The organism is Parerythrobacter aurantius (assembly GCF_045291475.1).
Taxonomy (GTDB): Bacteria; Pseudomonadota; Alphaproteobacteria; order Sphingomonadales; family Sphingomonadaceae; genus Parerythrobacter; species Parerythrobacter aurantius.
Window position 1 is genome coordinate 709091 of the sequence record NZ_CP147985.1, and the last position, 25710, is coordinate 734800.

General features: G+C 63.7%; 32 protein-coding genes and 2 pseudogenes. 12 read left to right on the forward strand and 22 right to left on the reverse strand.

The window, feature by feature from the left end:
• Positions 1-9 precede the first annotated feature (9 nt).
• Positions 10-1149, reverse strand: a complete 1140-nt coding sequence (dapE, locus tag WAB17_RS03565) for a succinyl-diaminopimelate desuccinylase (protein WP_435418658.1) — start codon at positions 1147-1149, stop codon at positions 10-12.
• A 29-nt stretch (positions 1150-1178) separates the two neighbouring features.
• Between dapE and WAB17_RS03570 the strand changes: the two genes are divergently transcribed.
• Positions 1179-1646 carry a cupin domain-containing protein gene (locus tag WAB17_RS03570; protein ID WP_435418659.1) on the forward strand — a complete coding sequence of 156 codons (468 nt, stop codon included), beginning with the start codon at positions 1179-1181 and terminating at the stop codon, positions 1644-1646.
• Here WAB17_RS03570 and WAB17_RS03575 read toward each other — a convergent pair.
• The 3 genes from WAB17_RS03575 to WAB17_RS03585 form a co-directional block, all read right to left on the reverse strand.
• A complete protein-coding gene (locus WAB17_RS03575) occupies positions 1643-2557 on the reverse strand; it encodes a S1/P1 nuclease (protein WP_435418660.1) in 915 nt (304 codons plus the stop codon). The genes WAB17_RS03570 and WAB17_RS03575 overlap by 4 nt on opposite strands.
• Entirely contained in the window at positions 2515-3189 is a 675-nt protein-coding gene (locus WAB17_RS03580) for a glutathione S-transferase family protein (protein WP_435418661.1), read from the reverse strand. The genes WAB17_RS03575 and WAB17_RS03580 overlap by 43 nt, the downstream gene beginning before the upstream one ends.
• Before the next feature lie 86 nt (positions 3190-3275).
• Positions 3276-3662: a VOC family protein gene (locus WAB17_RS03585; RefSeq protein WP_435418662.1), complete on the reverse strand. Its 387-nt coding sequence runs from the start codon at positions 3660-3662 to the stop codon at positions 3276-3278.
• Positions 3663-3892: 230 nt separating this feature from the next.
• Here WAB17_RS03585 and WAB17_RS03590 point away from each other — a divergent pair, with 230 nt between their 5' ends.
• Positions 3893-4414, forward strand: a complete 522-nt coding sequence (locus tag WAB17_RS03590; protein WP_435418663.1) for a hypothetical protein — start codon at positions 3893-3895, stop codon at positions 4412-4414.
• A 3-nt stretch (positions 4415-4417) separates the two neighbouring features.
• Here WAB17_RS03590 and yihA read toward each other — a convergent pair whose 3' ends face one another.
• The 6 genes from yihA to WAB17_RS03620 all read right to left on the reverse strand — a co-directional run bounded on the left by yihA (position 4418) and on the right by WAB17_RS03620 (position 8516).
• Positions 4418-5062: a ribosome biogenesis GTP-binding protein YihA/YsxC gene (gene yihA / locus WAB17_RS03595; RefSeq protein ID WP_435418664.1), complete on the reverse strand. Its 645-nt coding sequence runs from the start codon at positions 5060-5062 to the stop codon at positions 4418-4420.
• Between the two features lie 7 nt (positions 5063-5069).
• Positions 5070-6818 carry a membrane protein insertase YidC gene (gene yidC, locus WAB17_RS03600; RefSeq protein WP_435418665.1) on the reverse strand — a complete coding sequence of 583 codons (1749 nt, stop codon included), beginning with the start codon at positions 6816-6818 and terminating at the stop codon, positions 5070-5072.
• Between the two features lie 45 nt (positions 6819-6863).
• Complete coding sequence (yidD, locus tag WAB17_RS03605; RefSeq protein WP_435418666.1) at positions 6864-7073, reverse strand: membrane protein insertion efficiency factor YidD; 210 nt, start codon at positions 7071-7073, stop codon at positions 6864-6866.
• The gene (gene rnpA / locus WAB17_RS03610) at positions 7070-7438 is read right to left on the reverse strand and encodes a ribonuclease P protein component (RefSeq protein WP_435418667.1); all 369 of its coding nucleotides are present in this window, start codon (positions 7436-7438) and stop codon (positions 7070-7072) included. The genes yidD and rnpA overlap by 4 nt, the downstream gene beginning before the upstream one ends.
• A 100-nt stretch (positions 7439-7538) precedes the next feature.
• Complete coding sequence (gene rpmH / locus WAB17_RS03615) at positions 7539-7673, reverse strand: 50S ribosomal protein L34 (protein ID WP_170012854.1); 135 nt, start codon at positions 7671-7673, stop codon at positions 7539-7541.
• Positions 7674-7757: 84 nt separating this feature from the next.
• The gene (locus tag WAB17_RS03620) at positions 7758-8516 is read right to left on the reverse strand and encodes an alpha/beta hydrolase (RefSeq protein WP_435418668.1); all 759 of its coding nucleotides are present in this window, start codon (positions 8514-8516) and stop codon (positions 7758-7760) included.
• Positions 8517-8656: 140 nt separating this feature from the next.
• Here WAB17_RS03620 and WAB17_RS03625 point away from each other — a divergent pair.
• Positions 8657-9388 (forward strand): annotated as a pseudogene (locus WAB17_RS03625) (magnesium chelatase domain-containing protein); the annotation flags it as partial.
• 71 nt (positions 9389-9459) lie between these two features.
• Here the strand turns inward: WAB17_RS03625 and WAB17_RS03630 are convergent.
• Entirely contained in the window at positions 9460-10371 is a 912-nt protein-coding gene (locus WAB17_RS03630; RefSeq protein ID WP_435418669.1) for a hypothetical protein, read from the reverse strand.
• Positions 10368-10595 (reverse strand): DUF6471 domain-containing protein, encoded by a 228-nt coding sequence (locus tag WAB17_RS03635; RefSeq protein WP_435418670.1) that lies wholly within the window; start codon positions 10593-10595, stop codon positions 10368-10370. Before WAB17_RS03635 ends, WAB17_RS03630 begins: the two co-directional genes overlap by 4 nt.
• A gap of 104 nt (positions 10596-10699) precedes the next feature.
• On the opposite strand from WAB17_RS03635, the gene WAB17_RS03640 reads away from it, so the two are divergent.
• The 3 genes from WAB17_RS03640 to WAB17_RS03650 all read left to right on the forward strand — a co-directional run bounded on the left by WAB17_RS03640 (position 10700) and on the right by WAB17_RS03650 (position 12645).
• Positions 10700-11653 (forward strand): IS1595 family transposase, encoded by a 954-nt coding sequence (locus WAB17_RS03640; protein WP_435418671.1) that lies wholly within the window; start codon positions 10700-10702, stop codon positions 11651-11653.
• Positions 11654-11845: 192 nt separating this feature from the next.
• On the forward strand, positions 11846-12031 hold the full coding sequence (locus tag WAB17_RS03645; protein WP_435418672.1) for a hypothetical protein: 186 nt from the start codon (positions 11846-11848) through the stop codon (positions 12029-12031).
• 8 nt (positions 12032-12039) lie between these two features.
• Complete coding sequence (locus tag WAB17_RS03650; protein ID WP_435418673.1) at positions 12040-12645, forward strand: Fic family protein; 606 nt, start codon at positions 12040-12042, stop codon at positions 12643-12645.
• Positions 12646-12775: 130 nt separating this feature from the next.
• Here the strand turns inward: WAB17_RS03650 and WAB17_RS03655 are convergent, their stop codons facing one another.
• Both WAB17_RS03655 and WAB17_RS03660 read right to left on the reverse strand, forming a co-directional pair.
• A complete protein-coding gene (locus WAB17_RS03655; protein ID WP_435418674.1) occupies positions 12776-13291 on the reverse strand; it encodes a hypothetical protein in 516 nt (171 codons plus the stop codon).
• A gap of 74 nt (positions 13292-13365) precedes the next feature.
• Positions 13366-13806: a hypothetical protein gene (locus WAB17_RS03660; RefSeq protein WP_435418675.1), complete on the reverse strand. Its 441-nt coding sequence runs from the start codon at positions 13804-13806 to the stop codon at positions 13366-13368.
• A 72-nt stretch (positions 13807-13878) separates the two neighbouring features.
• Between WAB17_RS03660 and WAB17_RS03665 the strand changes: the two are divergent.
• A pseudogene (locus tag WAB17_RS03665) lies at positions 13879-14670 on the forward strand (ATP-binding protein); the annotation flags it as partial.
• 147 nt (positions 14671-14817) lie between these two features.
• Positions 14818-17694 (forward strand): TonB-dependent receptor domain-containing protein, encoded by a 2877-nt coding sequence (locus tag WAB17_RS03670; protein ID WP_435418676.1) that lies wholly within the window; start codon positions 14818-14820, stop codon positions 17692-17694.
• Between the two features lie 68 nt (positions 17695-17762).
• Here WAB17_RS03670 and WAB17_RS03675 read toward each other — a convergent pair whose 3' ends face one another.
• The gene (locus WAB17_RS03675; RefSeq protein ID WP_435418677.1) at positions 17763-18062 is read right to left on the reverse strand and encodes a hypothetical protein; all 300 of its coding nucleotides are present in this window, start codon (positions 18060-18062) and stop codon (positions 17763-17765) included.
• A gap of 20 nt (positions 18063-18082) precedes the next feature.
• On the reverse strand, positions 18083-18634 hold the full coding sequence (locus tag WAB17_RS03680; protein ID WP_435418678.1) for a winged helix-turn-helix transcriptional regulator: 552 nt from the start codon (positions 18632-18634) through the stop codon (positions 18083-18085).
• Between the two features lie 169 nt (positions 18635-18803).
• Between WAB17_RS03680 and WAB17_RS03685 the strand changes: the two genes are divergently transcribed.
• Entirely contained in the window at positions 18804-19151 is a 348-nt protein-coding gene (locus tag WAB17_RS03685; RefSeq protein WP_435418679.1) for a CC_3452 family protein, read from the forward strand.
• A gap of 98 nt (positions 19152-19249) precedes the next feature.
• Here WAB17_RS03685 and WAB17_RS03690 read toward each other — a convergent pair whose 3' ends face one another.
• The 3 genes from WAB17_RS03690 to galE all read right to left on the reverse strand — a co-directional run bounded on the left by WAB17_RS03690 (position 19250) and on the right by galE (position 21215).
• Positions 19250-19858, reverse strand: a complete 609-nt coding sequence (locus tag WAB17_RS03690) for an HAD family hydrolase (RefSeq protein WP_435418680.1) — start codon at positions 19856-19858, stop codon at positions 19250-19252.
• 104 nt (positions 19859-19962) lie between these two features.
• Positions 19963-20088, reverse strand: a complete 126-nt coding sequence (ykgO, locus tag WAB17_RS03695) for a type B 50S ribosomal protein L36 (RefSeq protein WP_029941846.1) — start codon at positions 20086-20088, stop codon at positions 19963-19965.
• A 101-nt stretch (positions 20089-20189) separates the two neighbouring features.
• Entirely contained in the window at positions 20190-21215 is a 1026-nt protein-coding gene (galE, locus tag WAB17_RS03700) for a UDP-glucose 4-epimerase GalE (protein ID WP_435418681.1), read from the reverse strand.
• 146 nt (positions 21216-21361) lie between these two features.
• Between galE and WAB17_RS03705 the strand changes: the two genes are divergently transcribed.
• The 3 genes from WAB17_RS03705 to WAB17_RS03715 are packed head-to-tail and all read left to right on the forward strand — an operon-like array spanning position 21362 to position 23984.
• The gene (locus tag WAB17_RS03705) at positions 21362-21985 is read left to right on the forward strand and encodes a DUF4136 domain-containing protein (RefSeq protein WP_435418682.1); all 624 of its coding nucleotides are present in this window, start codon (positions 21362-21364) and stop codon (positions 21983-21985) included.
• The gene (locus tag WAB17_RS03710; protein ID WP_435418683.1) at positions 21982-23112 is read left to right on the forward strand and encodes a M14 family metallopeptidase; all 1131 of its coding nucleotides are present in this window, start codon (positions 21982-21984) and stop codon (positions 23110-23112) included. Before WAB17_RS03705 ends, WAB17_RS03710 begins: the two co-directional genes overlap by 4 nt.
• Before the next feature lie 14 nt (positions 23113-23126).
• Positions 23127-23984 (forward strand): energy transducer TonB, encoded by an 858-nt coding sequence (locus tag WAB17_RS03715; RefSeq protein WP_435418684.1) that lies wholly within the window; start codon positions 23127-23129, stop codon positions 23982-23984.
• Between the two features lie 3 nt (positions 23985-23987).
• Here the strand turns inward: WAB17_RS03715 and WAB17_RS03720 are convergent, their stop codons facing one another.
• The 3 genes from WAB17_RS03720 to WAB17_RS03730 are packed head-to-tail and all read right to left on the reverse strand — an operon-like array spanning position 23988 to position 25592.
• Positions 23988-24404, reverse strand: coding sequence for a cytidine deaminase (locus WAB17_RS03720; RefSeq protein WP_435418685.1), 417 nt, complete (start codon positions 24402-24404; stop codon positions 23988-23990).
• Positions 24401-25105, reverse strand: coding sequence for a glycoside hydrolase family 25 protein (locus WAB17_RS03725; protein WP_435418686.1), 705 nt, complete (start codon positions 25103-25105; stop codon positions 24401-24403). Before WAB17_RS03725 ends, WAB17_RS03720 begins: the two co-directional genes overlap by 4 nt.
• A gap of 4 nt (positions 25106-25109) precedes the next feature.
• A complete protein-coding gene (locus WAB17_RS03730) occupies positions 25110-25592 on the reverse strand; it encodes a UPF0262 family protein (protein ID WP_435418687.1) in 483 nt (160 codons plus the stop codon).
• Positions 25593-25710 lie beyond the last annotated feature (118 nt).

The window sequence follows — 25710 nt, forward strand, 5'->3', positions numbered from 1 at the left end:
CTCGTTGTTCTATGGCAATGCAAGCGCGGCCCTGGCCACGCTGGAATAGATACGGCTTAGCGCATCGAGGTCGGCAATGGCCACCGCCTCGTCACGTTTGTGCATGGTCGCGTTGCACAGGCCGAACTCGATCACCGGGCACACGGCACGCAGGAAGCGGGCATCGGAGGTCCCCCCGGTGGTCGAAGGTTCGGGGTCCAGGCCCGTTTCCGCCTTCACGGCGGCTGCGATCATGGCGCTGAATTCGCCCGGCTCGGTCAGGAAGGGTTCGCCCGAAACGACAGGCCTGGCAGTGCCGCCGTGCTTCTCGGCAATCCCGCGCACCAGTTCGCTCAGCGATGCGCCGGAATGGCAGTCGTTGAAGCGGATGGAGATGCGCGCCCTCGCCACCGCCGGGATGACGTTGTGGGCGCGATTGGGGGTGTCGATCTCGGTGATCTCGAGATTGGAGGGCTGGAACCAGTCGGTCCCGTCGTCGAGATGCAGCGCATCGAGTTCGGCGAGGATTGCCACCAGTTTCGGCAACGGATTGTCGGCAAGGTGCGGATAGGCGACATGGCCCTGCGTGCCCTGCACCTCGATCCAGATATTGACCGAGCCGCGCCGCCCGATCTTCATCATGTCGCCCAGCCGGTTGACACTGGTCGGTTCGCCGACGAGGCAGAGGTCGGGCTGGATGCCCTCGGCGCGCATATGGTCGATCAGCGCGCGGGTGCCGTGGAGCGCAGGGCCTTCCTCGTCGCCGGTGATGAGGAAGCTGATCGTGCCGGCATCGGCCGGGACATGCGCGACGGCATCGGCCATGCAGGCGATCGCGCCCTTCATGTCCACCGCGCCGCGGCCATGGAGCAGCTCGCCGCGCACCTCCGGCTCGAACGGAGCGCTGGTCCAGCCCTCGCCCGGCGGCACCACGTCGAGGTGCCCGGCAAAGGCGAAATGCTTCGACCCTGGCGGTCCTTGGCGGATCGCCAGCAGGTTTTCGACCGGAGCCTCGTCGCTGCCTTCCGGCCCCTCGCCGCGCGTGAAGCGATGGACCGCAAAGCCGATCGGTTCCAGCATCGCCTGCAACTCGTCGAACACAGCGCCGGTTGCGGGGGTCACGCTGGGGGCCGCAATCAGCCGCTTGGCGAAGTCGAGGGCTTGGCTCATGGTGCTGTCGCTAGCAGGAGAATCCCCCGATGCCCAAGCTCGATCTCGACGCCATCCCCCAGACCAATGCGACCGGCTATCCTGCCCCCTACAACGAGCCGGTGCAGGGGCGGATGTATCGCCGCCTTGCGCCTGCCACCGGCATGACCCAGTTGCGCGCCAGCCATGTAGTGCTGCAGCCCGGCGCCTGGTCGAGCCAGCGGCACTGGCACCGGCTGATCGACGAGATGCTGGTGATGATCTCGGGCGAGGCGGTGCTGGTCGACGATCATGGCGAGCAGCCGGTCGGTCCGGGCGATGTCATAGTCTGGCCAGCGGGGGTCGAGAACGGGCATCACTTGCAGAACCGTTCTGCCGAACCATGCGTGTTCGTGGTCGCCAGTGCGGGCGATTACGGCACCGACGGCGGCGAGTATCCCGACATCGACATGGTGTTCGATCCCGAAGGCTATGCCCGCAAGGACGGGACGCGGTACGAGACGGTCCGGCTGCCCTAGTCGCGTGACGGAGGCGGCAGGGCTCCGGGGGCGAAGGCCTCGTCGAGCATGCGGGCCATGCGCAGCCCGGCCTGGGTGACGCGGCGCTGGCTGACGGGGATCGCCGCGACGATATCGTCCTGCGTCAGGGCGGTTTTGTCAGGCAGATCTCCGGTGCAATCGCTGCAATCGAAGGCGTTGGGATAGACGAAACCGCGCGCCAGTTCCCAGCTTTCGCGGCCCCAGTCGGCTGGCGCGCCGCCCGCCAGTTCCGCCTTTTCCGCCGCGCTATAGCGCCGCACCAGTGACGGCTGTGCCGAGGTGATGGCGCGTTCGGCCAACGGGCCGTCCCAGATCCAGTGCAGGTTGAGTTCGGGCACGATGCCGTAATCGGTCACCCGGTCGTTGCCGCCGCGATCGTCATGGTCGCCCGAATGGAGCGGCATATGCACATCGCCGATGAAATGGACCATGAAGGCGAGGGCCTGCAGGCGGACGTTGGCGGGCACGCTCTCGTCCGAAAGCACGCGCTGGTTGCGCTCAATCTGCGCCAGCACGCAATTGCCGCCGCCGCAGTTTCCGCGCGGGTCGTAATCGCGGTCGATCGGCGCGGTACGATAGTGCCAGGCGGCCGTGTGCCCCCAGCGGTCCTGGTCGCGGCGGACGCAATCGGGCCACACGGTCGCATCGAGCAGGTCGGACAAGGTGCAGTCCGGTGTGCCGATCAGCTGTTCCGAGCGGAACAGCCGCTCCATTGCGGCGCGCGTTTCCGGACGGATGTTAGCCAGCGCGATCTCGCCCGTCACGCGGTGGGCATAAAACCCCCACGCCTGCGCGGCGGCCGGCGCCAGCAGAGCGACCAGTGCGAGCGCCGCAGCGAACCCGTGCCTCATGCCCTGGCCGGCGCGCTTTCGTATTGTTCGATGACCCATTCTTCTTCCTCTGCCGCGGCGACCCATGCCTGCAGCCATTCGTGTTGCCACATCGCCTCCATATAGGCCTCGGCAAAGCCTGGCAGGCCGAACCCGTAGGTGAGGAAGCGCGTGACGACGGGAGCATAGTAGATGTCGGCCGCGCCGAAGGTGCCGAACAGAAACGGCCCGCCACTGCCGAACCGGGCGCGTGCTTCCGCCCAGAGGCCGAGGATGCGGACCGTGTCCTGCCGCGTTTCCTCGCTGATCTTGGCGCCTTCGAAGCGGCTGCGCACGTTCATCGGGCATTCGCGGCGCAGCGACTGGTAGGAGCTGTGCATCTCCGCCACCATGCTGCGAGCCATGCCGCGCGCGGTCTCGTCCTTGGGCCAGTAGCGCTCGCGCCCGACCTTGTCGGCGAGATATTCCATGATCGCGAGGCTGTCCCACACCACGGTGTCGCCGTCCCACAGGATCGGCACCTTGCCGCTGGAGGGCATCATCCCGCCCTCTTCCTGCAGCATGGCCTGCTGCCATTCCTCACCGAACATCGGCACCATGATCTCTTCGAACGGCAGGCCCGATTGCTTGACCGCCAGCCAGCCGCGCAGGGACCAGCTGGAATAGTTCTTGTTGCCGATGATCAGTTTCATTCCCGGGCTCCACCTTGCCGTGGGATGCGCCCTAGGCGTTCATCATTGCGCTGTCGAGGCTGAACGGGACGCCGCGAGCGGCGCGATCACTCGACCACGGCCTTGCCCGGCGGATAGTGCGTGATCTCGAACCGGATGCCGTCCCTGTCCTTCATGAAAAGCGCGGTCGCACCGTCGAAATGCTGGAGCTCGGGGACCTCGAAGCCGGCTGCCGCCATGGTGTCGCGGACGCGTTGGACCGTTTCCGCATCGGGCGCGCCGAAGCCGATGTGGTTCATGCCTGCGCCATACCGCTCGTAGGGGCGGGTCTCAGGCTTCGCTTGGGCAAACTGGAAGAAGAAGCCTTCGCCATCGGTCCAGATATGCGGCTTGACGGCGGTGAAGCCGATCGCGCCCAGTAGGGTACGGTAATAGGGCATGCTTTCCTCCATCGAGGAAAACAGGACGGTGACGTGATCGACTTTCAGGGCCATTGGTAATCCTGCGGGCAAGAGCTGCGGGGGTTCGGGCTCCAGAGATAGGAAGCTTCTTCGGCCCAGCAACAGCCCCCTATTCTACCGTAAATCCAGAGGTTGGCACTTGCGCGGAAACCGCGCGCCTTCGAACCGTTGTCACCTCTATGCTTCGCCCAAGAACCCGCCTGCACCACACCCTACTGATGCTTTTCGCCTGCCCGGCCCTCGCTGCCTGCAGCGACGATCCCGTGGGTGAAACGAAGCTGCCCGATCCCGACGAGCCGATCGTGAAGGTCGCTCCTGCGTCGGAAAAAGTGCCGCCCGCGACAGGCGTATCCCCGCTCGACCGGCCCGATTGCGAGGGTGTGCAGGCCCCTGCCCTTACCGCCGACGCTGCACGCAGCGAGACAGGCGCGCGTACGGTCCTGCTCGAATGGGCGCGGGCGCTCGAAGACCGGCAGTGGGCCCGCGCCTGGTGCCAGTTCGGCGACAAGGGAGGTGCCAGCGGGCAGATCTTCCGCGAATTCGAACGCGACTGGGCAGCCCGCCGGGATATTACCGTCGCGGTGCCGACCGGGAAGATGGAGAGTGCGACAGGCTCGCTATACTATACCGCCCCGGCGCGGGTGGCGATCCGCGGCGACGACGGCCGGCAGAGGGTGCTGCTGGGCGATGTGATCCTGCGCCACACGAAAGACGCGCCCGGCGCCAACGGGGACCCGTCACGGTGGTACATCGAAAGCGCGCGACTCACTGAAGTGCCGCAGTAGTCGTCAGGCCGACGCGTCGGCGACCACAGCAGCCCTTAGCGCCGCGATGCCCATGCCCTTTTCCGCACTGGTTACATGCAGCTCGGGAAAAGCGGCCACGTGCTTGCGCGCTTCCTCGGCCACCTTGGCGACGGTCGCTTCGAGCTCGCTCGCCTTGACCTTGTCGGCCTTGGTCAGGACGATCCGATAGCTGACCGCCGTCTCGTCGAGCATGGTCATCATCTCGCGGTCGACGTCCTTGAGGCCGTGGCGGCTGTCGACCAGCACCAGCGTGCGGGCCAGCGACGGGCGGCCGCGCAGGTAGGTGCGGACCAGCGCCTTCCATTTCTCGACCACCTTCACCGGGGCCTTGGCAAAGCCGTAACCCGGCATGTCGACCAGCCGGAACTGTGTCGGCTCGCCCACTTCGAAGAAGTTCAATTCCTGCGTCCGTCCCGGCGTGACCGAGGCACGGGCGATCGCCTTGCGGCCGGTCAGAGCATTGAGCAGCGAGCTCTTGCCCACATTGCTTCGCCCGCAAAAGGCGATCTCCGGCACGGTCGGTTCGGGCAGGAACTTCAGTTGCGGCGCCGACAGCAGGAAATCGACGCGGCCCGAGAAGAGCCGCGCCGCATCCAGTTCGTCGGGCGTTTCGGGCGTCCCGATCATCGCCGCGCTACGCCTTTGCCGCCTTCTCCGCTTCCGCCTGCGCCCGCAGCTGCGGATGCTTGGAGTAGAGATATTTCTGCTGTGCCAGCGTCAGCACGTTCGACGTATTCCAGTACAGCAGCAGGCCGGCCGCGAAGGGCGCCATCACGAACATCAGGATCCACGGCATGATGTTGAAAATCTGCTGCTGGACCGGATCCATCGCGCTCGGGTTTAACTTGAAGGTCAGCCACATGGTGATGCCGAGCAGGATCGCGAGCGGGCCGATGGCAATCAGCGCCGGAACCTCGAACGGCAGCAGGCCGAACAGGTTCAGCACATGGGCCGGATCGGGTGCGGACAGGTCGCGGATCCACAGCACGAACGGCTGGTGCCGCATCTCGATCGCCAGGACGAGGACCTTGTAGAGTGCATAGAAGATAGGGATCTGAATCAGCAGCGGCAGGCACCCGGCGAGTGGATTGACCTTCTCGTCCTTGTACAGCTTCATGATCTCCTGCTGCTGGCGCTGCTTGTCGTCCTTGAAGCGTTCCTGGATCGCCTTCATCTTGGGCTGGACCGCCTTCATCGCCGCCATGCTGGCGAACTGCTTCTGCGCGATCGGGAACATCACCCCGCGGATGATGACGGTGAGGCACATGATCGCCAAGCCGAAATTGCCGACCAGCTGGAACAGTTCGCGCAGCAGCCACAGCATCGGCTTTTCGAACCAGCGGAACCAGCCCCAGTCGATGGCGAGGCCGAATTTCCCGATCCCTGCCGCCTCGTACCTGTCGAGGATCACGCTTTCCTTGGCCCCGGCATAGAGCCGGGTGGAGAGCGTCACCGCCTTGCCGGCCGGAACGGTAACGGGATCGTAGATCAGGTCGGCCCGGAACAATTCCGAACCCAGCGATCTGTAATCGGCAGCGACCGCACGGCCGCTTTCGGGAACCAGCGCGCTAAGCCAGTAAATATCGGTAAAGCCTGTCCAGGCAACCTTGCCTTCGGGCGAAACCCGGCCGGTTTCCGCCAGGTCATCGTAATCGACATCGTAATTGGCGGCATCGCCGAACACGCCCATCGGGCCCGAATGCGCGATCCACTGGTCGATGCTGGCCGTCCGGCTGGTGCGATTGACCAGCGCGAAGGGCTGCACCACCGCCGCACCGGCCGTGGCGTTGCTGGCGGTCTGCTGGGCGGTGATCATGTAGCTGTCGTCGATCGAAAGCTTGATGCGATAGGTCACGCCGGCCGCATCGGTATGGCTCAGCGTCACCGGCGTGCCGGTGCCCAGCACCGCGCCATCGGCCTGCCAGGTCACTTCGGGCAGGCGCGCCCCATTGGCGATGAAGCCGAACTCGGCAAAATGCTGCGCCGGGGTGCCGGCCGGCGAGAACAGGCGGACGGGCCCTGAATCCTTCTCCACCGTCTCACGGTAATCCTCGAGCACGAGATCGTCGATCTTCGCCCCGACGAGGTTGATGGAACCGGAAACCTTCGGCGTGTCGATGCGCACGCGGTTGCCCGAAGCCAGCGCGGTCTTCAGATCGGTCCGTTCCTGCGCCTGTTCGGCCGGATCGACCAGCCCGCCGGTGCGCGAATGCTGCGCCGGGGCGCGCTCGCCATTGCCGACCGGCTGTTCGGCCGCCGGACCGCTGGCCGCCGCGACCGTCTTGTCCGGCTGCGGGTACCAGTAGTTCATCGCCGCGTCGTAGCCGATGATCAGCAGGCCGCACAGCACGACGGCAAGGATCAGATTGCGCTGGTTTTCCAAGGTGAGAGAATCCCGTCAGTCTCAGTCAGGTGTATTAGATAGGTACTACGGCACGGGATCAAAGCCGTGCCCGCCCCAAGGGTGGCAGCGCCCTATACGTTTCAGCGCCATCCATCCACCCTTGATTGCCCCGTGTTTCTGCAGGGCCTCGATGGCGTATTGGGAGCACGAAGGTTGATAGCGGCAGGTCGGCGGCAGCATGCGCGACGGGCCGATCTGCCAGGCCCGGGCAATCCAGATCAATACCGTCTTCACTTGCGCGGCCTCCGCGGTCGAAACGGCTTGTCGCCCTTGCCCTCGCCCGCACGCGCCAGCGCCGCCGAGAGTTCGGCGCGCAAGGTGGCGAAATCGCGTTCGATCCCGCCATCGCGGCCGATCAGGATGTGGTCGTGGTCGGGCAGGCCTTCACCTGGCAGCGCATCCCACAGCAGTTCGCGAAAACGCCGCTTCATCCGGTTGCGGACCACGGCATTGCCGACCTTCTTGGTCACGGTGATGCCGTAACGCTTGCCCAGCCCGCCATTGGGGCGCGCCAACAGAACGAAGCCCGGCCGCGCGATTCGCAGGCCGCGATTTGCGGAGAGGAAATCGGCACGCTTGCGGATGACTTGGGGCTTCATAATCCACACATACGAAAAACGGGCCGCAAACGCAGCCCGTCTCGTTCCGGTGAGGCTCGCCCGAATCGGGCCAACCTCGGAAAAATGCCGAGCGTTACGCTCAGGCAGAAAGCTTCTTGCGGCCGCGAGCGCGGCGAGCGCGCAAGACCTTGCGGCCGCCGACGGTGGCCTTGCGAGCGAAGAATCCGTGGCGGCGGGCGCGCACGAGATTGCTGGGCTGGAATGTCCGCTTCATCGGATCGTCCTTGCAAAATGGAGGTGCCTTGGCACCAATAAAAACGGCCGCCAGATCATGGCGACCCTGTACAGAAGCGCGCGGTTAGAAGCTTGCCGCGCCCAAGTCAAGATAGCTGATGCGCGGATCGGCAGGTGCGGGTGCGGCAGGGGCGACACCTCCGGCGGTGCCGGCCAGCCACCGTCGCATGTCCTGCGCCGTCAGCCATAGTGCAGTCTCGTGCGGGACGGAATTGGTCATCTCGTAGAAGGCACGGGCCTGCGCCGGATCCATTCCCATATCGCGGTAGTAGCGCAGGTAGGCGGCGTGTTCGGGCGAATCGGCGGCATAATCGTCGGCCTCGTGTCCGCTTTCGTCGAGCCAGCTGTGCACCGCGAACTCGGCCCCGTCCTCGATGCTGCGCGTCTGTCCGGCGAGAAACAGCTCGACCGCGCCGGACCGGACCGAGCCGTCTGCCGGGACATGGGTTTCGAGGCCTGCCGCGCGAATCAGGCGACCGGTTTCCAGATTGGCGCGATCGTCGTCGGTGCCGGGGCATTCAAGGAATTCCAATCGCGCCAGCGCCGGATAGTCGCGCAGCATGGCGCGGAACTGGTCTGGTGTTGCCGGACCCGTAATCCCGACGAGGACTGCCCGCTTCTCGTCGAGAACGCGGAACGGCCCATAGGCGGCGATGGACGTGGGGGTCCGGGCCCGGCGAAAGGCGATCGTGCGGTCCGCGCTTTCGGGGGCTTCCTCGACCCATTGCTCGCTGATGGTGAGGGTGACGACATACTGCTGCGCCGCCGACGGAGCGGCGGGCCATATCGACAGAACGGCCAGCAAGGCGAGGAATGCGCGCATCCCGGGCGTTCTGCTCCCCGCGCGCTTACGCAATCGGCAAGGGAGAAGGTTTCTACCGGGTTACCGATGTTTGGGGCATCGACTTTCCGCACGATCGCGGCCACATGGCGCTAAGAGGACACGCATGATGGGGGAATTGCGTGGTCGCTCTGGTCCGCACCGTGGCATATCTGGGTCTCGAAGCGCGCGCTGTCGAAGTGCAATGCTCACTCGCGCCCGGCCTGCCGAACTTCAATATCGTCGGCCTTGCCGACAAGGCCGTGGGCGAAAGCAAGGAACGTGTCCGTGCTTCGCTCAGTTCGATGGGCCTCGCGCTGCCGCCCAAGCGGATCACGATTAATCTGTCGCCCGCCGATCTGCCCAAGGAAGGCAGCCACTACGACCTGCCGGTCGCTTTGGCGCTGCTGGGGGCGATGGGCGTGACCGATGCGGAGCAACTCTCCGACTTCATTGCAGTCGGCGAACTGGCTCTGGATGGCCGCGTGGTGCCAAGCCCCGGCGTCCTGCTTGCCGCGCTCCATGCGAGCGAACAGGAATGCGGCCTCATCTGCCCCGCCGCGCAAGGCAGCGAGGCCAAATGGGCGAGCGATGTACCGGTGGTAGCCGCACCCAACCTCATCGCCCTGCTCAACCATCTGAAAGGCACCAGCCAGCTTCCCGCGCCGCAACCTGGCGAGGTGGAGGAGCCCGATCACGGTCCTGACCTGAAACAGGTCAAGGGCCAGGAAACCGCCAAGCGCGCGCTGGAGATCGCGGCGGCGGGCGGGCACAACCTGCTGATGAACGGGCCGCCGGGCGCGGGCAAGTCGCTGCTGGCGTCGTGCCTGCCCGGCATCCTGCCGCCGCTCTCGCCGACCGAGGCGCTCGGCATTATGTAGCAAACGCACCAATGCGTAGGCGGTTATCCGCCTTGCTGGTGGCGGCTGTCATCGTTTGTGGGACTTTAGGTTACAATCTCGCCTGGCAGAATTTCCATAGAAAGGCGACCCTCGTCGAGAAGGATAGACGTGTCCTTTATGAGCGAGTGCACAAAGCCCTTTTTGTCTCGCCAGTTCAAGAGATAGGCTCTGCTCGATTCAAGCCATTCGTTTGGCCGCAGGGTGGAACGATATTGGGCCGTGGCGACTATCAGAAGGAAAAAGGTCTTCTTTCCTTCGTCTTCCACAAAATACATTTCAGACACATCTTCCAACACGTTTATCAGCCTTGGAATAACCTCATTAGGAACAATGTGTGCGGAACTGGGCACTCTCAGATCATCCCTCATCTTATCCAGAATGGCCTTGTATTCGGATGGATAGTTCCCTTTCAGGAAGTGATAGCAAACAGCGGTATTCGCATTGATCGCGGCAGAAGCCCCGAGATTGGCGAAGCGCGCCTCTGCTTCGAAGGCAAAGATGCCACCGTTTATTCCGAGCCTCTTTGGGCGAACTTCAACAGTGACCCATGGCCGCTGTGCGGCCTCGGTCAACTCGTTTTGTCGAACCATAGCTTTTGTGGCGTTGCCAGTGTCTTTCACGGCTTCCGTGGTCAGGACAACTTGCCGCCAAATGAGCAAGGTTCCCCCCAAGGTGATGATGGTCGTGAGGCCCGCAAAGACAGCCATCCAGTAGGCCCAGACCGCCATGCCCTCCTGCGCGGCCAGGTCCCGCTTTTCGCGCTCATCGCCGTCCTTGGGCTCTGGGTTGCTTACAAAGGCTTCCGCAATTGCTGGAACCCCAGCTCGCGGAGTTCCGAACTGCTCGATGGTGTGGCCTTCATTGGCGGTAGCTGCATCGCGGCGGTAGGAATCTTGCTCGTCTTCCTTGCTGTAGCCTACAGCTAAGGCGAGCAAGATAAGTATTGCGACGATCAATCCAGTCGCAACACGTCCGCTCCAATTGCTTTCAGGCATTGCAGGAAGAACACCGCTGTAAATTTACCCCGGCTGATCTTGTTCCTGATATTCGGCTCAGAGTCCATAACCCCTACGTCGGCCAGCTTTCCTACCAGCTCGGCATAAGTGACATTTCGCCGCTTTAGCTCGGCTTTCAGGAGGCCCTTAACGCGGTCCTCCCATTCCTTTTCCTTGACGGGCATATATCGCTCCTGTGGTGTCGAATGTCACCATACGCGATACGTTTATCGTTGACAACAGTGCCTTGTGTCACTATTTAAGATGCATAAGCACTGGAAACGATGACATGGCACAACACTTCCTCCTCTCTGCAAAGGCTCGGACCCTCTCGCTGGCGAAGGTATTTCGCATGGGCGAGGATGCGGCTTACGGCGTGTTCTGCGATATGCGGTGGCCGGAAACCGATGGCGAGCCTGTTTGCCCGCGTTGCGGCTGCACAGAGGCCTATCACATTGCTACCCGCCGCAAATTCAAGTGCGTTGCCTGTCACCACCAGTTCAGCGTCACCAGCGGCACGATCTTTGCCTCGCGCAAGCTGTCGTTCACCGACCTTCTGGCCGCAATCGTCATTTTCGTGAACGGTGCGAAGGGCATTTCCGCCCTCCAGGCATCGCGCGATCTGGACGTGCAATACAAGACCGCGTTTGTGCTGTTTCACAAGCTGCGCGAAGCGATGCAGCGTGAGTTTGCCGAGGCCCAGCTTAACGGCGTTGTCGAAATCGATGGCGGCTATTTCGGCGGCTACGTGAAGCCGGAAAACCGGAAAGAGGATCGCAAGGATCGCCGCTTAAAGGCCAACACCAGCGGCAAGCGCCAGTGCGTTGTCGTGATGCGCGAGCGCAAGGGCCGGACCCTTCCTTTCGTTGTCCGTAATGAGGGCGATGCAGTCCCGTTCGTTCGTGACCACGTTGGCACCCTCGCCACCATCCATGCCGATGAAGGCACGGGCTGGGATGCTCTCCACGCTGGCTGGGAAACGCACCGCGTCAATCACAGCGTCCAGTTCATGGACAAGGGCGTATGCACCAATCAGGCTGAAAGCTATTTCTCGCGCCTTCGCCGGATGGAAACAGGAACGCACCACCATATCGCTGGTCCGTACCTCTATGCCTACGCTGGTGAAGCCGCATGGCGCGAAGATAACCGCCGTGTCGATAACGGCGGGCAGGCCATGAAGCTGGTGTTTGGTGCGATGGCTAGCCGCCAGAGCCGTAGCTGGACGGGCTACTGGCAGCGCTGATACAATTCGCGCATTGCTATCGCGCTAGAATTCCTACATACGATGATACGTGCCGATGGGTCGCCACACAATCAGTCGCAAACGCACCGCAAACGATGATGATTCAGATAATGTTAATCTGGAACTATTATCCTGTTGGTGCGTCGATGGTGTGCCCTGACGCACGGAACACAGGGGCAACGGAGAAGCAACATGGACAAAGAACTAGAGGAGCTGCTGGAGCAGTCTAGGTCTGTGGAGCTGACAGCGGAAGAGATCGAAGAGTACAGGATCGAACTAGCTGCGGCCAACGGGCAGCTGACTGACGAGCGGATTACAGTGGGAACGATGCGCGCAACGCGCACAATTATGTTGTCAGAAGAGGATAACGCTGACTAATCTCTGGGATGTCCCAGAATAATCTTGAGCGGCTGTTCCAGAAGCAGGTCAACGTATTTCGGCTTCAAGAACTGACTGACAGCATCGTAGCGGGAGCCTGCAAGTCTGGCTCCCGTTTTTTGTTTACCGAGGATGTAATCCGACGCCTGCATTCGGTTGCGATGCACAAGCTATTGGACGAGCCAGGCGAATATCGCCAAGGGCCCGTGCGTCTCACCAACTCACCACACGTCCCGCCGCCCTGGGTTGAAGTTCAAGGGCATATGGCAGGGCTATGCGAGTACGTGAACAAGGTGTGGGACGACGCCAACCTCATACATCTATCATCGTATGTGATGTGGCGGCTGAACTGGATTCACCCGTTTCGGAATGGTAATGGACGTACGTCTAGGGCGGCGTCGTACATGGTGTTGAACATCAAACATGGCCAGCTTCTGCCTCCAAAAAACTCGATAATTGCGCAGATTGTCGCCGACCGGTCACCCTACTACGCTGCGCTTCGCCATGCAGACGAGGTTGTTAAAGAAACCAGCGACGAAATCGCAGCGCTGAAACCCATGGAGCAACTCATGACGATGATGCTCAAAGAGCAGGTGAAGGCAAACCTCGCCTAGAACGCGTTATGCGCACCCACATAGAGTTCGCCGCCCTCCTAGCCCTATCTCTCCTAACCACAGGCTGGGCGATATGGTCGTGGCTTAGCTAGACTGGCCCGCCACCGATAAGCAGCGGGCCATGCCGTAGTTATTGCGGATCGTTGCCTTCAAGACCGGCAAGGCGTGGCCCGATGGTCTTGGCAACGTCTGCGCGAACACTGTCGTTGTGTTCCTTGACGGTCTGGACAACATTCCCGTCCTTATCGAGCAGGACAGCACCGCCTTCCGAACCGACCGGAGCAAGCTGCACGATCAGCGGGCGCGGATAGAGGCGATTGCTCGCCCCGTTGCTACCGTCAACGATAGCGCCGACGCCGCCGCCCAGGAGGATGTTGCCGAAGGCCGAGCCGCCAAGCTTGGACTGGATCAGCACATAAGTCGGCTTGAAGCCTTCCTTGGTAATGTCGGCGCGAAGATCGTCCTTGCGCTTGAACTCCAGTTCGCAGGGAGTGGTGCAGCTAGCGCCATTGGTGAACTTAACATCGGCCCCTTCAGGGCGCGATTCCGTGCTGTAATCGGTGCTGGTGCCATTAAGGACCGTCGCGCATCCGCTGGTTGCGAATGCGGCTACGGCGGCAAGAGCCGCCAATGCTTGCTTATTCATGTGACCCCCTAGTCAGATAGCGTGAATTACGCTGCCCGCCCTGTAACAGTGGCCCGAGAATTTACGCAAGCGCATTAATTTCGTTTGGCAATCTGCCATTCCAGATACAGCCCCGTTCGCATTTCGGGGTTCGACACCAGCCCTTGCTCGCGCCTGTCCCTAAGGCACCCTGCTACCCTTCGCGTCATTAGGTTGAGCAACTTGGGCGTTGAGGCCAATCCCTTGTGTACGATCATCTGTGAGGCGATCTCGCGACTTGTGAGTGGCCTCTGGCTCAAGCGCAGGACCGCCAATATCTGGCGCGACATTTCGCCGCGCTGTGACCAGTCGCTAGGCGGGCGCACCAGCTTGGGAGCAATGGGCGCTAGGTCCAGTTCCGGCGCCACAACCCGCAAGGCGTTGTCCAGTGTCTCAAGGTCTTTCGCCAGAGACGATAGCTTGTCCTGCGTAGCCTTCATTTCGCCAGCAATCGCGGCGCGTTTCTTGACCAGCCCTTCTACCATGTAGTCTGTCATCGCCCCCGATACATAAGGCATAACAGGCGATGGCATCTAGCTAGCTGTTGGTGCGTTTGCTACATAATGCCGGAGGCGCTCGAGGTGAGCATGGTGCAATCGGTTGCCGGCCTGCTCGAAGGCGGGCGGATTAGCCGCCAACGCCCATTCCGCGCGCCGCACCATTCGGCCAGCATGGCGGCGCTGACCGGCGGCGGGCTGAAGGTGAAACCGGGCGAGGTCAGCCTGGCGCATCTGGGTGTGCTGTTCCTCGACGAATTGCCCGAATTCCAGCGTGCCGTCCTCGACAGCCTGCGCCAGCCGCTCGAGACCGGCACGGTCGACGTCGCCCGCGCCAATGCCCATGTCACTTTCCCGGCACGGGTGCAGCTCGTCGCGGCGATGAACCCGTGCCGCTGCGGGCATCTTGGCGATCCCGCCCTCGCTTGCAGCCGCGCGCCCAAATGCGCGATCGACTACCAGACCCGGATCAGCGGGCCGATGCTCGACCGGATCGACCTGCATGTCGATGTCGATCCGGTGAGCGCGATGGACCTCGCCCTGCCCCCGCCGGCGGAAGGCTCGGCCGAAGTCGCCGCGCGCGTCGCCGCTGCACGCGCCCGGCAGACGGCGCGCTCCGGCGAGACCCGCGCGCGGACCAATGCCGAACTCGACGGCGAGCCGCTGGAACGTTTCGCGACCCCGGACGAAGCGGGCCGCAAGCTGCTGATGCAGGCTGCCGAAGCCATGCGGCTGAGCGCACGTGCCTACACTCGCATGCTGCGCGTCGCCCGCACGATCGCCGACCTTGCCGGGGTGGACCAGATCGGGCGGATCCATGTCGCCGAAGCGCTCAGCTACCGCCGCCAGCCTCCCCGAGCCTGAGCCGCCAACCACTCGCCTGCGGCACAAAGTCGGCTGTGACTATTTTGTTACAAATGGACCAAAAGAGGTATCGGGACGGATTTCCCGCTGTTTGAATTGGCTTTTGTGAGCGATTCTCTCCTCCTCACTGGATGGAGGGAACCCCCGATGCGCTTACCCCTAGCAATTGCCACCGGCTGTTCGGCCTTGGCCTTCTGCCTGCCCGCTACAGCACATGCACAGGATGCCGACGCGGCGACCGCCGAAGAAAGCTCCGAGGTGATCATCGTCACCGGCTCGCGCATCCGCCGCGATCCGCTTGACAACCCGTCTCCGGTTATCAGCCTCGACGAAAGCGCACTCGACCAGACCGGCCTGTCGTCGGTGGCGGACATCCTCCAGCGCTTGCCTAGCGCCGCGGGCGGCCTCAACACCAAGGTCAACAATTCCGGCAATATCGGCAACCCGCAGGATGGCGGCGGCGTCGGTGCCGGGACCGCGGAAATCGACCTGCGCTACCTGCTTGCCAAGCGCACGCTCGTCCTCGTCGATGGCCTGCGCTACGTGCCGGCCACGGCGGCGAGCGGCATCCCGTCGACCATCGACCTCAATTCGATCCCGCAGGGCATGATCCAGCGGATCGAAGTGCTGCAGTCGGGCCAGTCGCCACTGTATGGCTCGGATGCCATCGCCGGCGTCGTCAACGTCATCACCAAGACCCAGCAGGACGGGCTCCAGGCATCCGCGCAATACGGGCAGTACCTGTCCGAAGGCGACGGCGAGACGCTCGACCTCAGCCTCAGCTACGGCATCAACGCGGAACGCGTGAAGCTCGCCTTCGGGGTCGATTACGTCGACCAGAACCCGGTTTTCACCCGCGACCGGGAACTGACCCAGTTCCCCAACCCCGGGCAGACCAGCTGCACCGATCCAATCGGCGGCTGTTCTTCGGCCACGCTCGGCGGACGCATCGTGTTCAACCCCGGCAACCCGTCACTTCCGGCAGGCGGCAGCGTTACCGTGCGCAATTTCCCGCTCAACGGACGCGGCGTCTATGATCCGACGCTGGTCGGCGGGGACTTCAAGCGTTTCACCAGCGCCGACCGATTCAACTTCGCGCCGTTCAACCTGCTGCTGACCCCGTCGGAACGTTACGGCGGCTGGCTGAGCGCCAAGTTCGAGCTCAGCGACGCGGTCAACCTGCGTACGCGGATGGTCTACAACCGCCGCAATTCGCGCAACCAGGCCGCCTTCCTGCCGCTCTTCATCGGGCCCGATGCGGGCAATGGCAATTTGCTCGATACGGTCTCGATCGACGTGACCAACCCGTTCAATCCTTTCGGCATCACGCTGAATTCGGGTACCAACGGCCAGCCGGCGACATACAGCTTCATCGCCCGTCGCCTCGTCGAGAACGGCCAGCGCACCTATGACCAGACGGTCGATACCTGGACCGCGGCGGCCACGCTCGACGGCCAGTTCGGGGTCGGCAGCCGCACGTTCTACTGGGATGCCAACGCGGTGTTCGGCTGGAACGATGCGCACCAGCTGTTTACCGGCAACGTCAATGCGGCGCGGGTCGCGCAGGCCCTGGGTCCGGTCTCGCAATGCACCGGTTCCTGCGTACCGCTCAACATCTTCGGCGGGGTCGGATCGATCACTCAGGAGATGCTCGACTTCATCTCGTTCGACGAGAAGTCGCGCAGCGACCAGAAACTGCAGGACTACACGGTCAACCTTACCGGCGACCTGTTCGACCTGCCCGGCGGGCCGGTCGGCTTTGCCGTCGGGTACGAGCACCGCTACCAGTCGGGTTCGTTCACGCCGGATCCGATCATCCAAGCCGGTCTCGGCGCGGATATCCCGGCCCAGGCCGCCGCGGGTTCGTACAACACGGACGAAGTCTATGGCGAAATCCGCCTGCCGCTGCTGGACGACACGCCGTTCTTCCAGCTGCTCGAGCTGGACGGGGCGATCCGCTATGCCAACTACTCGACCGGCTTCAGCAACACGAGCCTGACCGGCACGGCCCTCTGGAAGCCGGTCAGCGACCTGCTGCTGCGGGCTTCCTACGCCGAAGGCTTCCGCGCCCCGGCGCTGGGCGAGCTGTTCGGCGCACAGTCGCGGGCCGACGCCCCTATCGACGATCCCTGCACAAACGTCGCCGGCTCGCCTTACCAGACCAATGCCACGGTGCGCGCGAATTGCACCGCCAACGGCGTGCCGGCGAGCGGCAGCTACCAGGAACCGAACGGCGGGCAGTTGCCGACGCTGACCGGCGGCAATTCGGCGCTGGCGCCGGAAACGTCCAAGACCTGGCTGTTCGGTGCCGTCTACAGCCCCGACTGGGCCCGTGACGGCGCCCTTGCCGACCTGTCGCTGGAAGTGAACTACTACGACATCACGGTCGACGGGGCCATCGCCGCCATCAACCCGCAGGTTACGCTGACCCGCTGCGCCTTCCTCGGCGATCCGCTGGCCTGCAGCAATGTGACGCGCACATCGAGCGGGATCATCTCCAGCATCCAGGGCCTGCTGCAGAACATCGGCGAAATCCGGACCACCGGGTTCGATGCCACGTTCAACCTGCGCACGCAGGAGACGTCGGCAGGCACTTTCGGCCTGTCGCTCAATGCGAACCTGCTCGACACCTACGAAGAGACGTTCCCCACCGCCGCCGGGGTTGCCACGATCGACTATCGCGGCACTACCAGGGGGTTCCCCGACCAGTCCTACCCCAAGTTCAAGGGTACGGGTGTGCTGAGCTGGGCGATCGGGGCGTTCGACGCGACGCTTACCGGCCGCTACATCGACAGCGTAGTCGAGGGCGACGGCAACGAGCTTGCCTCGCGGTTTTACACCGATGTGCAGCTAGGCTTCCGCCCCGCCTTCCTCGACGAGGCGTTCCGCCTGACGCTCGGGGTGGTCAACGTGTTCGACCAGGATCCGCCGCCGTGCTTCTCGTGCACGGGGCCGAACTACGATCCGACGACCTACGACATCCCGGGTCGCTACGGCTACGTCCGCCTCAGCTACAAGATGTAGTTGCGCCAACGAATGCAGGGGCCGGATGCACAGCGCATCCGGCCCCTTTTTCGTGTTTGCCCGGAACGCTAGCGCTTGCTCTCGGCATAAGGGGTGTTGACCACGAGCCTGCGATTGTAGTCGGGCGCCCCGTCATCCCACCACACCGGGCCGCGTTCGCCCAGCGCCACTTTCGCCGCGTGAACCCGTGCCCGGGCGGCCTTCTCGGCGACGCTATCCTGCGCGCGCCGGGCGGTACCGACAGCGCGCCGCGCATCCATCAGCCTCTGCACCAGCGATTGGCGTTCCTGTTCGGTCAGGGAGGGATTGGAGGCACGCCACAGGCGCCCGTCGACGATGGTATAGCGACCGTCCGGAGTTTGCTCCACCGACGAGCGCGAAACCAGCGCTACTCGGCTGCGACCGCGCTGCCGCCGTGGCCGTCGATCCAGGCTTCGCCGTTGCTGCGCAGCAGCCCTTCCTGCCAGTCGCGCTTTTCGGCAGGCAGGTCCTTGCGGGCGATCAGGTTGAGATCCTTGGGGCCCAGCACGCGGCCGTCGTGGCTGAGGATGGCAACCGGGCCGATCGGCAGCCGGTCGCGTTCATCGACCAGCACGGGATCGGTCGTGACGAAATCCTCACCGTATTTCTGCCCCCACTGGCGCAGGGCGAGCATGGCAGGCAGGAGATCGAACCCCTTTGCCGTCAGCCGGTATTCGATCCGGCGGCGATCTTCGGCATGCGGCTCGCGGTCGAGGATGCCGTGTTCGACCAAGCGGCTCAGCCGGTTGGACAGGATGTTGCGCGCAATGCCCAGTTCCGTAAGGAATTCCTCGAAATGGTGCAGGCCGTTGAAGCTGGCGCGCAGGATCATGAAGCTCCAGCGTTCGCCCATCACTTCCAGCGCTTCCGGCAGGCCGCATTCCTGCAGTTCACTCAACGGTTCGCGCACTTGACCCATGATCGATCCTCTCCTTGCAACCTATCTAACGCGGATTGCGCAGGTCGCAAAACCGAAACTAAGTTTTCGGTTGCAACCTAAAACCTAATCCATTAGGTAGTGATTCGCAACCGATCGAATCGCGGTCGGTTGGCCCATACACGCAAACCCCCGAAGAAGGACCCTCTCCATGTCTTCTTTTGCACACACCGCTCGCAATGCCGCCGTCGGCACCCTCGCCCTCGTCTACACCGCGCTGACTTTCGGCGTCGCCGTCGCCCCCGCCCCGGCCGAAGCTGCCGGAAACACTGCCTACTACCGCGCCGAACTGGCCCAGCCCGTCGAAGCCGGCGTGGAAGTGGTGCGCGGCACCGCCTGGTCTTGCAAGGGCACCGTCTGCGTTGCAGCAAAGGGCACCTCGCGGCCGGCCATCATATGCCAGCGCCTTGCCGGCAAGAAGGGCGAAATCGTTTCCTTCAAGATCGAAGGCGAAGCGCTTCCGGCCGAAGACCTGGCCAAGTGCCAGGGCCGCATCTGATCGCCCGACAACCGGTTACTCCCCCGTCCTATCACTCCGTCAGGACGGAACTTCGAAAAGGCTCCCGGCACCCCCGCCGGGGGCCTCTTTTTGTGGGATCAGATCAGGCCGCGTCCGAGCAGGTCGGCTTCGAGCGCATCGGCATGGGTGAAATGGTGGACATGCCAGCCGAGCGACGCCGCGCCGGCGATATTGTCGGCATTGTCGTCGACGAACAGCATTGATTCCGGTGCAAATCCGAAGCGACGCGCGGCAAGCCGATAGATCTGCGGGTCGGGCTTGGTCAGCCGCTCGCGTCCGGAAACCACGATATCGCGCATATGCGCCAGGACAGGCTCGGTCGGCAGATACTGGTCCCAGAACTCCGCCCCGAAATTGGTGATGGCGAACAGCGGCACCTCACGCTCCGCCAGTCGCTCGATCAGCAAATGCGTGCCCGGGACCCGTCCGGGGATCGAATCGGTGAACCTGGCGGCATAATGCTCGATCACGTGGGCGTAGCGCGGGAAGAGCGCCTTGCGTTCCGGGATCATCTCGGCCAGCGGGCGCCCGCTGTCGTGCTGGAAATGCCACGCCTCGGTCACGACATGCGCCGCCACCCAATCGGCCTCAGCCGGGTCAGCGATGAGCTTGGCGACCAGGTGGCGCAAGTCCCACTGCGCGATAACCCGCCCTACATCGAACACCACGGCCTCGACCTCGCTCACCTTTCGCCCCCTTCAGAAACGGCTCCGGCCCGCCCTCCAGCGAAGGAGAACGGGCCGAGACGATGCGGCGGGATCGATTGCATCGATCCCGTGCGAACGATCAATTAGCCCTGACGCGCCTTGAACCGGCGGTTGGTCTTGTTGATCACATAGGTGCGGCCGCGACGACGGATCACGCGGCAATCCCGGTGGCGGTCCTTCAGCGACTTGAGGCTGTTGCGAATCTTCATGGGTCTGGTCCTGAAAACAAACAGGCACCGGAGGTGGTCTCCGATGCCGGAAATTCAAGCGCGGCCCCTACGGACAGAATCGGCACTAGTCAACCTTGGCGTCACCCTTCGGAACCGGGCTCTGCGCGAAGTTCGGTCAGCTTGCGCTCCCACTGCAGCGCGTGGGCGATGATCGTGTCGACATCGGCATGCTCCGGCTGCCAAGGCAGCGTGGCTCGGATGCGCGATGGGTCGGAGATCAGCGAGGCCGGATCGCCTGCACGGCGCGGGGCCTTGACCCGCTCGATGATGCGGTTGGTGACCCGGTCGACCGCGTCGAGCACTTCCAGCACCGAAAAGCCCCTACCGTAGCCGCAGTTCATGGTCAGCGAGCGTCCGGGCTGCTCGATCAGCGCATCGAGCGCCAGCACATGCGCCGCCGCAAGGTCGCTGACATGGATGTAGTCGCGCACGCCGGTGCCGTCGGGTGTGTCGAAATCGGTCCCGAACACGCTGACGCTGTCGCGCTTGCCCAGCGCAGCCTCCACCGCGACCTTGATCAGATGCGTCGCACCCGCTGTCGATTGGCCGGTGCGGCCCTGCGGGTCGGCACCGGCAACGTTGAAATAACGCAGCGCGCAGTGGTTGATCGGATGCACGGCAGAGGTATCGGCCAGCATCTGCTCGGTCATCAGCTTCGACCAGCCATAGGGATTGATCGGCGCCTTCGGCGTGTCCTCGGTGACAGCCGCGACGTCTGGGATGCCATATGTCGCAGCAGTCGAGCTGAAGATGAAATGCTTCACCCCTGCGATCACCGCAGCCTCGATCAGGGCGCGGCTCTTCACCGTGTTGTTGTGATAATAGGCCAGCGGCTTCTCGACCGATTCCGGCACCACGATCGACCCGGCGAAATGCATTACCGCGCCGATCCGCTGTTCCGCAAAGATCCGCGCCAGCAAGGCCTGGTCCTCAATATCGCCCTCGTACAGCGGCACGCCTTCGGGAACGGCGAAGCGGAAACCGGTGGTGAGGTTGTCGATCACCGCCACTTGGCGCCCGGCATCCCGCAATGCGAGGACCGCATGACTGCCGATATAACCGGCTCCGCCGGTGACGAGGACGGGAACGTCTGCTGGACTGGTCATGGAGCCTGCCATAGCAGCAGGGTCGGTCAGAGTGGTTAACGAATTGGCAGCTATCACCATCTTACGGGCCGCGCCGGCAGGTGCATGGGCGCTGGCCGATTCCGGCCGTCGGCGCTACGGTCCCGGCACTTGATAGGAGTATCTTCATGCGCCCGCACGCCTTCCTCCTGCTCGCCTCCCTGGCGGTGGCCGGCTGCACCATTCCACCGACAGGTCCGGTCGAGGTCACCCGCTTCGTCGCCGCAGCCACCGTCGCGCGCCTGGGCAGCGGCACGATACATATCGAAACAGCGCCCGGCGAGAATGCCGATCCGGCCGAGCTCCTGCCATACAAGGCGGCCGTCGCGCGGGAGCTGGTCGCACTCGGCTATCGCGAAACGGCGCGCGCCGATGCTGCACAGATCGCCCGCGTCAGGGTCGAACGCGGTATCGTTGCGTCGGGCGCAGCGCGCGGCCCTGTTACCGTCGGGGTCGGCGGTGGTTCGGGCAGCTATGGCGGCGGGGCGGGTGTAGGCATCGGCATCAATCTCGGCGGCGGACAGCGGGAGATCGTTTCGACCCGGCTCGAAGTGCGCATCGACGACGCTCTGACAGGCACAAGCCTGTGGGAAGGACGCGCGCTGTTCGATGTTGCCAGCTCGGCACTGCTGGCCGATAGGGCCCAGAACGCGAACGTCGCGGCAGAAGCCCTGTTCAGGGATTTTCCCGGCAACGACGGACAGACCGTCGAAGTGCCGGTAACGACACAACCTCAAGAGACGAGTGAATGACCGACATCACGATCGATACCAGTTTCGACAGCGGCAATATCCAGGTCCTCGCCATCGACGGCGCGACGACGACGCTGGCGATCAACAAGGATCACATGAGCGAATTCGCCCAGTGGTTCCATTTCCGCGTCACCGGCGCGGCCGGGCGCGAGCTGGTGCTGAAGCTCACCGGCCTCAACATGAGCGCCTATCCCGCCGGCTGGCCGGGCTATAACGCCTGCGTTTCGGAAGACCGCGAACACTGGGTCCGGGCGGCGAGCGAATTCGACCAGATCGCCGACAACGGCACGCTGACGATCCGCTACTCGCCGGCCAGCGACATCGCCTGGTTCGCCTATTTCGCGCCCTATTCGATGGAACGCCACCACGACCTCATCGCCGAGGCGGCCGCCAGCGAGGGCGTCAGCTACCAGCGGCTTGGCCACTCTCTCGACGGGCAGCCGATCGACTACCTGACCTTCGGCGAAGGCGAGACCGTTGTCTGGCTGACCGCGCGCCAGCATCCGGGCGAGACCCAGGCCGAATGGTGGATGGAAGGCATGCTGGAACTGATGACCGACCTGTCGGACTCGGTCGCCCGGCGCCTGCGTGAACGCTGCACCTTCCATGTCGTGCCCAATTGCAACCCCGACGGCTCTCGCCGCGGGCATTTGCGCACCAACGCCGTGGGCGTGAACCTCAACCGCGAGTGGGAAACGCCCAGCGCCGAACAATCGCCCGAAGTGCTGTGCATCCGCGACAAGATGGACAACACCGGTGTCGATTTCGCGATGGACGTCCACGGCGACGAGGCCATCCCGGCGGTATTCCTCGCCGGATACGAAGGCATCCCCGACCTGAAGCCCGAACACATCGGCGGCTTCAACCGCTACGAGGCGATCCTCGACCGCCGCACGCCCGATTTCCAGACGGAACTAGGTTATCAGAAATCCGCGCCCGGCAAGGCCAACCTCACCATGTGCACCACGCAATTGGCGCACCGCTACGGCGCGGTCGCGATGACGCTGGAGATGCCCTACAAGGACCACAAGGCCGCTGCCGAGCCCGAACAGGAATGGTCGCCCGAACGCTGCAAGCAGCTGGGCAAGGACTGCATGGCCGCGCTTCTGGAGTGGCTGGAGGGCTAGGGGTGACGGGTCGCGTGCTTCATCTGGTCTTCGCCGGAATTTCCCTGAGCCTGCCGATTTCGACACCGGTGCGGGCTGCCAATGAAGCCGATGTGCCGCCCGGCTGGATCGTAAGCGAGGGCTCGTCGAGCTGCACCGCTTCCTACGAGTTGACCCGCGCCGAACGCGACGGGCGCTCCGCCTCGGTGGAAATCAATCGTTCTTACCGCAGGGAAGCCGAGCGTCCGGTTCGGCTTCGCCTGCCTCTCGACTATGACGTCGGTCCCGGCGGTGTAATCGGCGCCACGATCCATCTCGAAGGCACGGATACGGTTCTGGGCAGCGGCTTCGTGACCAACAATGCCTCCTTGGCCGGATCGGTCGGCAGCTTTACCCTGAATGCCGATGGCATTGCGATGTTGGGAGCTGGCAGCCTGACACCGCTTACTCTGGTGGTGATGTCAGCCGAGTTCGAACTTGATGCCTACAAAACTACCTTGCCTCCGACCGACCAGGTTACTTTCGATACCTGCTTCGAACGCGTTGGGGCCAAGTTGACGGCTGACGATCGTGCTGCCGGCACAATGCCGCAGACTGGACCGACAGCGCCCTTTCCAAAGGGAAATCCTGGACGGTGGATCACGATGGCAGACTATCCGTCGCGCGCGCTGCGGAATGAGGAACAGGGAAAAGTAACGGTAAGGCTGACGGTCAGCCGATACGGTTTTCCGACAGGTTGCGAGGTGGTCGGTCCATCCGGTTCGACCCTGTTGGACGAAGCGACCTGCAAGCACATGATGCTCAGGGCACAGTTTTCACCTGCACGCGACTCTGCCTTTCAGGCGGTCGAAAGTACCTTCATCCAACCGGTCACCTGGATGATTCCGGAATAGCCCTCACCCCAGCGCCGCCGGCCCAAAGGCATGCGGCAGCAGTTCGCTCAGCTTCACCCGCCGCACCTCGTCCTCGCCCACGCACAGCACCTCGGGATCGGTCCCGCCCAATTGCGCCAGTTCGTTGAGCACCTGCCGGCAGCGCCCGCATGGAGTGATCGGCGCGCCGCCGCCCTTGTCCTGCGGCCCGACCACCGCGACCGCCACCAGCCCGCCGCGCACGCCGTCGGCCATGGCCTTGGCCACCGCGATCGTCTCGGCGCAAAGCGCGAGGCCATAGCTGGCGTTCTCGATATTGGTCCCCGTCACCAAGCTGCCATCGGCAAAGCGCAGCGCTGCGCCGACAGGGTAGTCGGAATAGGGGGAATAGGATTGGAGCGCAGCCTCCCGCGCGGCGGTGATCAGGTCAATATCGGTCACGGTCTCACTACCACCCATTCCAGCGGTTCGCTTGCAGCCTCTGTCACAAGGCCCTCGTTCGCGCTCCATAACATCCACGGGCGCACGGTGTAGCCCGGCTCGAAGCGGGTCCGCACGACCCACAATTGCCGCTCGAGCTTGGCGGAGACGCCGTAGGCCGCCTCGAATTCCGGATAGACCTTGAGGATCACGGGGGCGCCGCTGTGGCGTTCGACCTGGTTGATGAAGGTCATCAGCTCGCTTTCGACTGCCGCTTCGCTGACCGGCGTCGGGCAATTCTCAGCCGCTTCGGCCAGCTCGATGGCGGGCGGCAGCATGTCGGCGCTGCGCGGGACCATGGTGACGAAATTGGCCGACTGTCCATCGGCCTTCTGGCACGGATCGAACTTGTGGACCGCCCCGACCTGCAACCCAGACTCGCGCGCGCGGGCGAGATTACGGACGAAGGCCGCGTCCTTGCCGCGTTCGCCGCTGCTCGCCTCGAGATAGGCGAAGCTGCCGCCGATCGCGGCGACAGTGCGAAAGTTGATCGCCCCGTGCCGCGACGAGACGGCGACACCCTGGTCGGGGAATGCCTCCTCCGCCGGGCGCCAGTCCCGCAGGCTCCACCATACCCAGCCCGCCAACAGCAGTGCCACCAGCACCGCTGCAGCCGAAGCGCGCCACAACCACCGTGGCTTCTGCCTGCCCCTGCGCGCCATGCCGTTAGCCCTTGATGTGCAGCACGCAGATCAGCGTGAACAGCCGCCGGGCGGTCGGGAAATCGGTTTCGACCTTGCCGTCCAGCCGCTCCATCAGCAGCTCCGCCGCGTGGTTGTGGACACCGCGCCGGGCCATGTCGATCGTCTCGATCTCCGCCGGGGTCGCCTTGCGGATGGCTTGGTAATAACTGTCGCAGATAGCGAAGTATTCGCGGATCGGGCGGCGGAACCGGGCGAGGCCGAGGACCAGCATTTCGAGCGGTTCGTCCCCGTCGGTGCGGATATCGAGCACCAGCCGCCCGTCCTGCACCGAAAGCTTCAGTCGGTAGGGGCCGTGGTGCCCGGCGTCGGCCGCCCGTACCGGCTTGAACACGTTTTCCTCGATCAGATCGTAGATCGCGACCCGGCGCTCCTGCTCGACATCGGCATTGCGCCACAGGATCGTGTCCTCGTCGAGTTCGATATGGGAGATGCGGTGCTGAGCCATCGTTGCCCCGCGCTTTCGCAGATTTTCGCGAGGCGGGGCAAGCGGCTTGCGCACTCATCCCCACTATCCACAAGCGACCGATGCAAACCGGCACTTGCGCTGCGGCGCGGTCCCTGCG

Excerpts from the sequence above, each read along its gene's own strand:
- WAB17_RS03710 (WP_435418683.1), top strand. The coding sequence starts at position 21,982 with ATGACCGACATCACGATCGATACCAGTTTCGACAGCGGCAATATCCAG.
- WAB17_RS03650 (WP_435418673.1), top strand. The coding sequence starts at position 12,040 with ATGTCCCAGAATAATCTTGAGCGGCTGTTCCAGAAGCAGGTCAACGTA.
- WAB17_RS03655 (WP_435418674.1), bottom strand. The coding sequence starts at position 13,291 with ATGAATAAGCAAGCATTGGCGGCTCTTGCCGCCGTAGCCGCATTCGCA.
- WAB17_RS03585 (WP_435418662.1), bottom strand. The coding sequence starts at position 3,662 with ATGGCCCTGAAAGTCGATCACGTCACCGTCCTGTTTTCCTCGATGGAG.
- WAB17_RS03725 (WP_435418686.1), bottom strand. The coding sequence starts at position 25,105 with ATGGCGCGCAGGGGCAGGCAGAAGCCACGGTGGTTGTGGCGCGCTTCG.
- WAB17_RS03680 (WP_435418678.1), bottom strand. The coding sequence starts at position 18,634 with ATGGGTCAAGTGCGCGAACCGTTGAGTGAACTGCAGGAATGCGGCCTG.
- WAB17_RS03640 (WP_435418671.1), top strand. The coding sequence starts at position 10,700 with ATGGCACAACACTTCCTCCTCTCTGCAAAGGCTCGGACCCTCTCGCTG.
- WAB17_RS03705 (WP_435418682.1), top strand. The coding sequence starts at position 21,362 with ATGCGCCCGCACGCCTTCCTCCTGCTCGCCTCCCTGGCGGTGGCCGGC.
- rnpA (WP_435418667.1), bottom strand. The coding sequence starts at position 7,438 with ATGAAGCCCCAAGTCATCCGCAAGCGTGCCGATTTCCTCTCCGCAAAT.
- WAB17_RS03685 (WP_435418679.1), top strand. The coding sequence starts at position 18,804 with ATGTCTTCTTTTGCACACACCGCTCGCAATGCCGCCGTCGGCACCCTC.
- WAB17_RS03570 (WP_435418659.1), top strand. The coding sequence starts at position 1,179 with ATGCCCAAGCTCGATCTCGACGCCATCCCCCAGACCAATGCGACCGGC.
- WAB17_RS03620 (WP_435418668.1), bottom strand. The coding sequence starts at position 8,516 with ATGCGCGCATTCCTCGCCTTGCTGGCCGTTCTGTCGATATGGCCCGCC.
- dapE (WP_435418658.1), bottom strand. The coding sequence starts at position 1,149 with ATGAGCCAAGCCCTCGACTTCGCCAAGCGGCTGATTGCGGCCCCCAGC.
- WAB17_RS03635 (WP_435418670.1), bottom strand. The coding sequence starts at position 10,595 with ATGCCCGTCAAGGAAAAGGAATGGGAGGACCGCGTTAAGGGCCTCCTG.
- yihA (WP_435418664.1), bottom strand. The coding sequence starts at position 5,062 with ATGATCGGGACGCCCGAAACGCCCGACGAACTGGATGCGGCGCGGCTC.
- WAB17_RS03580 (WP_435418661.1), bottom strand. The coding sequence starts at position 3,189 with ATGAAACTGATCATCGGCAACAAGAACTATTCCAGCTGGTCCCTGCGC.
- rpmH (WP_170012854.1), bottom strand. The coding sequence starts at position 7,673 with ATGAAGCGGACATTCCAGCCCAGCAATCTCGTGCGCGCCCGCCGCCAC.
- WAB17_RS03730 (WP_435418687.1), bottom strand. The coding sequence starts at position 25,592 with ATGGCTCAGCACCGCATCTCCCATATCGAACTCGACGAGGACACGATC.
- WAB17_RS03645 (WP_435418672.1), top strand. The coding sequence starts at position 11,846 with ATGGACAAAGAACTAGAGGAGCTGCTGGAGCAGTCTAGGTCTGTGGAG.
- galE (WP_435418681.1), bottom strand. The coding sequence starts at position 21,215 with ATGACCAGTCCAGCAGACGTTCCCGTCCTCGTCACCGGCGGAGCCGGT.
- ykgO (WP_029941846.1), bottom strand. The coding sequence starts at position 20,088 with ATGAAGATTCGCAACAGCCTCAAGTCGCTGAAGGACCGCCACCGGGAT.
- WAB17_RS03575 (WP_435418660.1), bottom strand. The coding sequence starts at position 2,557 with ATGGGTCATCGAACAATACGAAAGCGCGCCGGCCAGGGCATGAGGCAC.
- WAB17_RS03670 (WP_435418676.1), top strand. The coding sequence starts at position 14,818 with ATGCGCTTACCCCTAGCAATTGCCACCGGCTGTTCGGCCTTGGCCTTC.
- WAB17_RS03660 (WP_435418675.1), bottom strand. The coding sequence starts at position 13,806 with ATGACAGACTACATGGTAGAAGGGCTGGTCAAGAAACGCGCCGCGATT.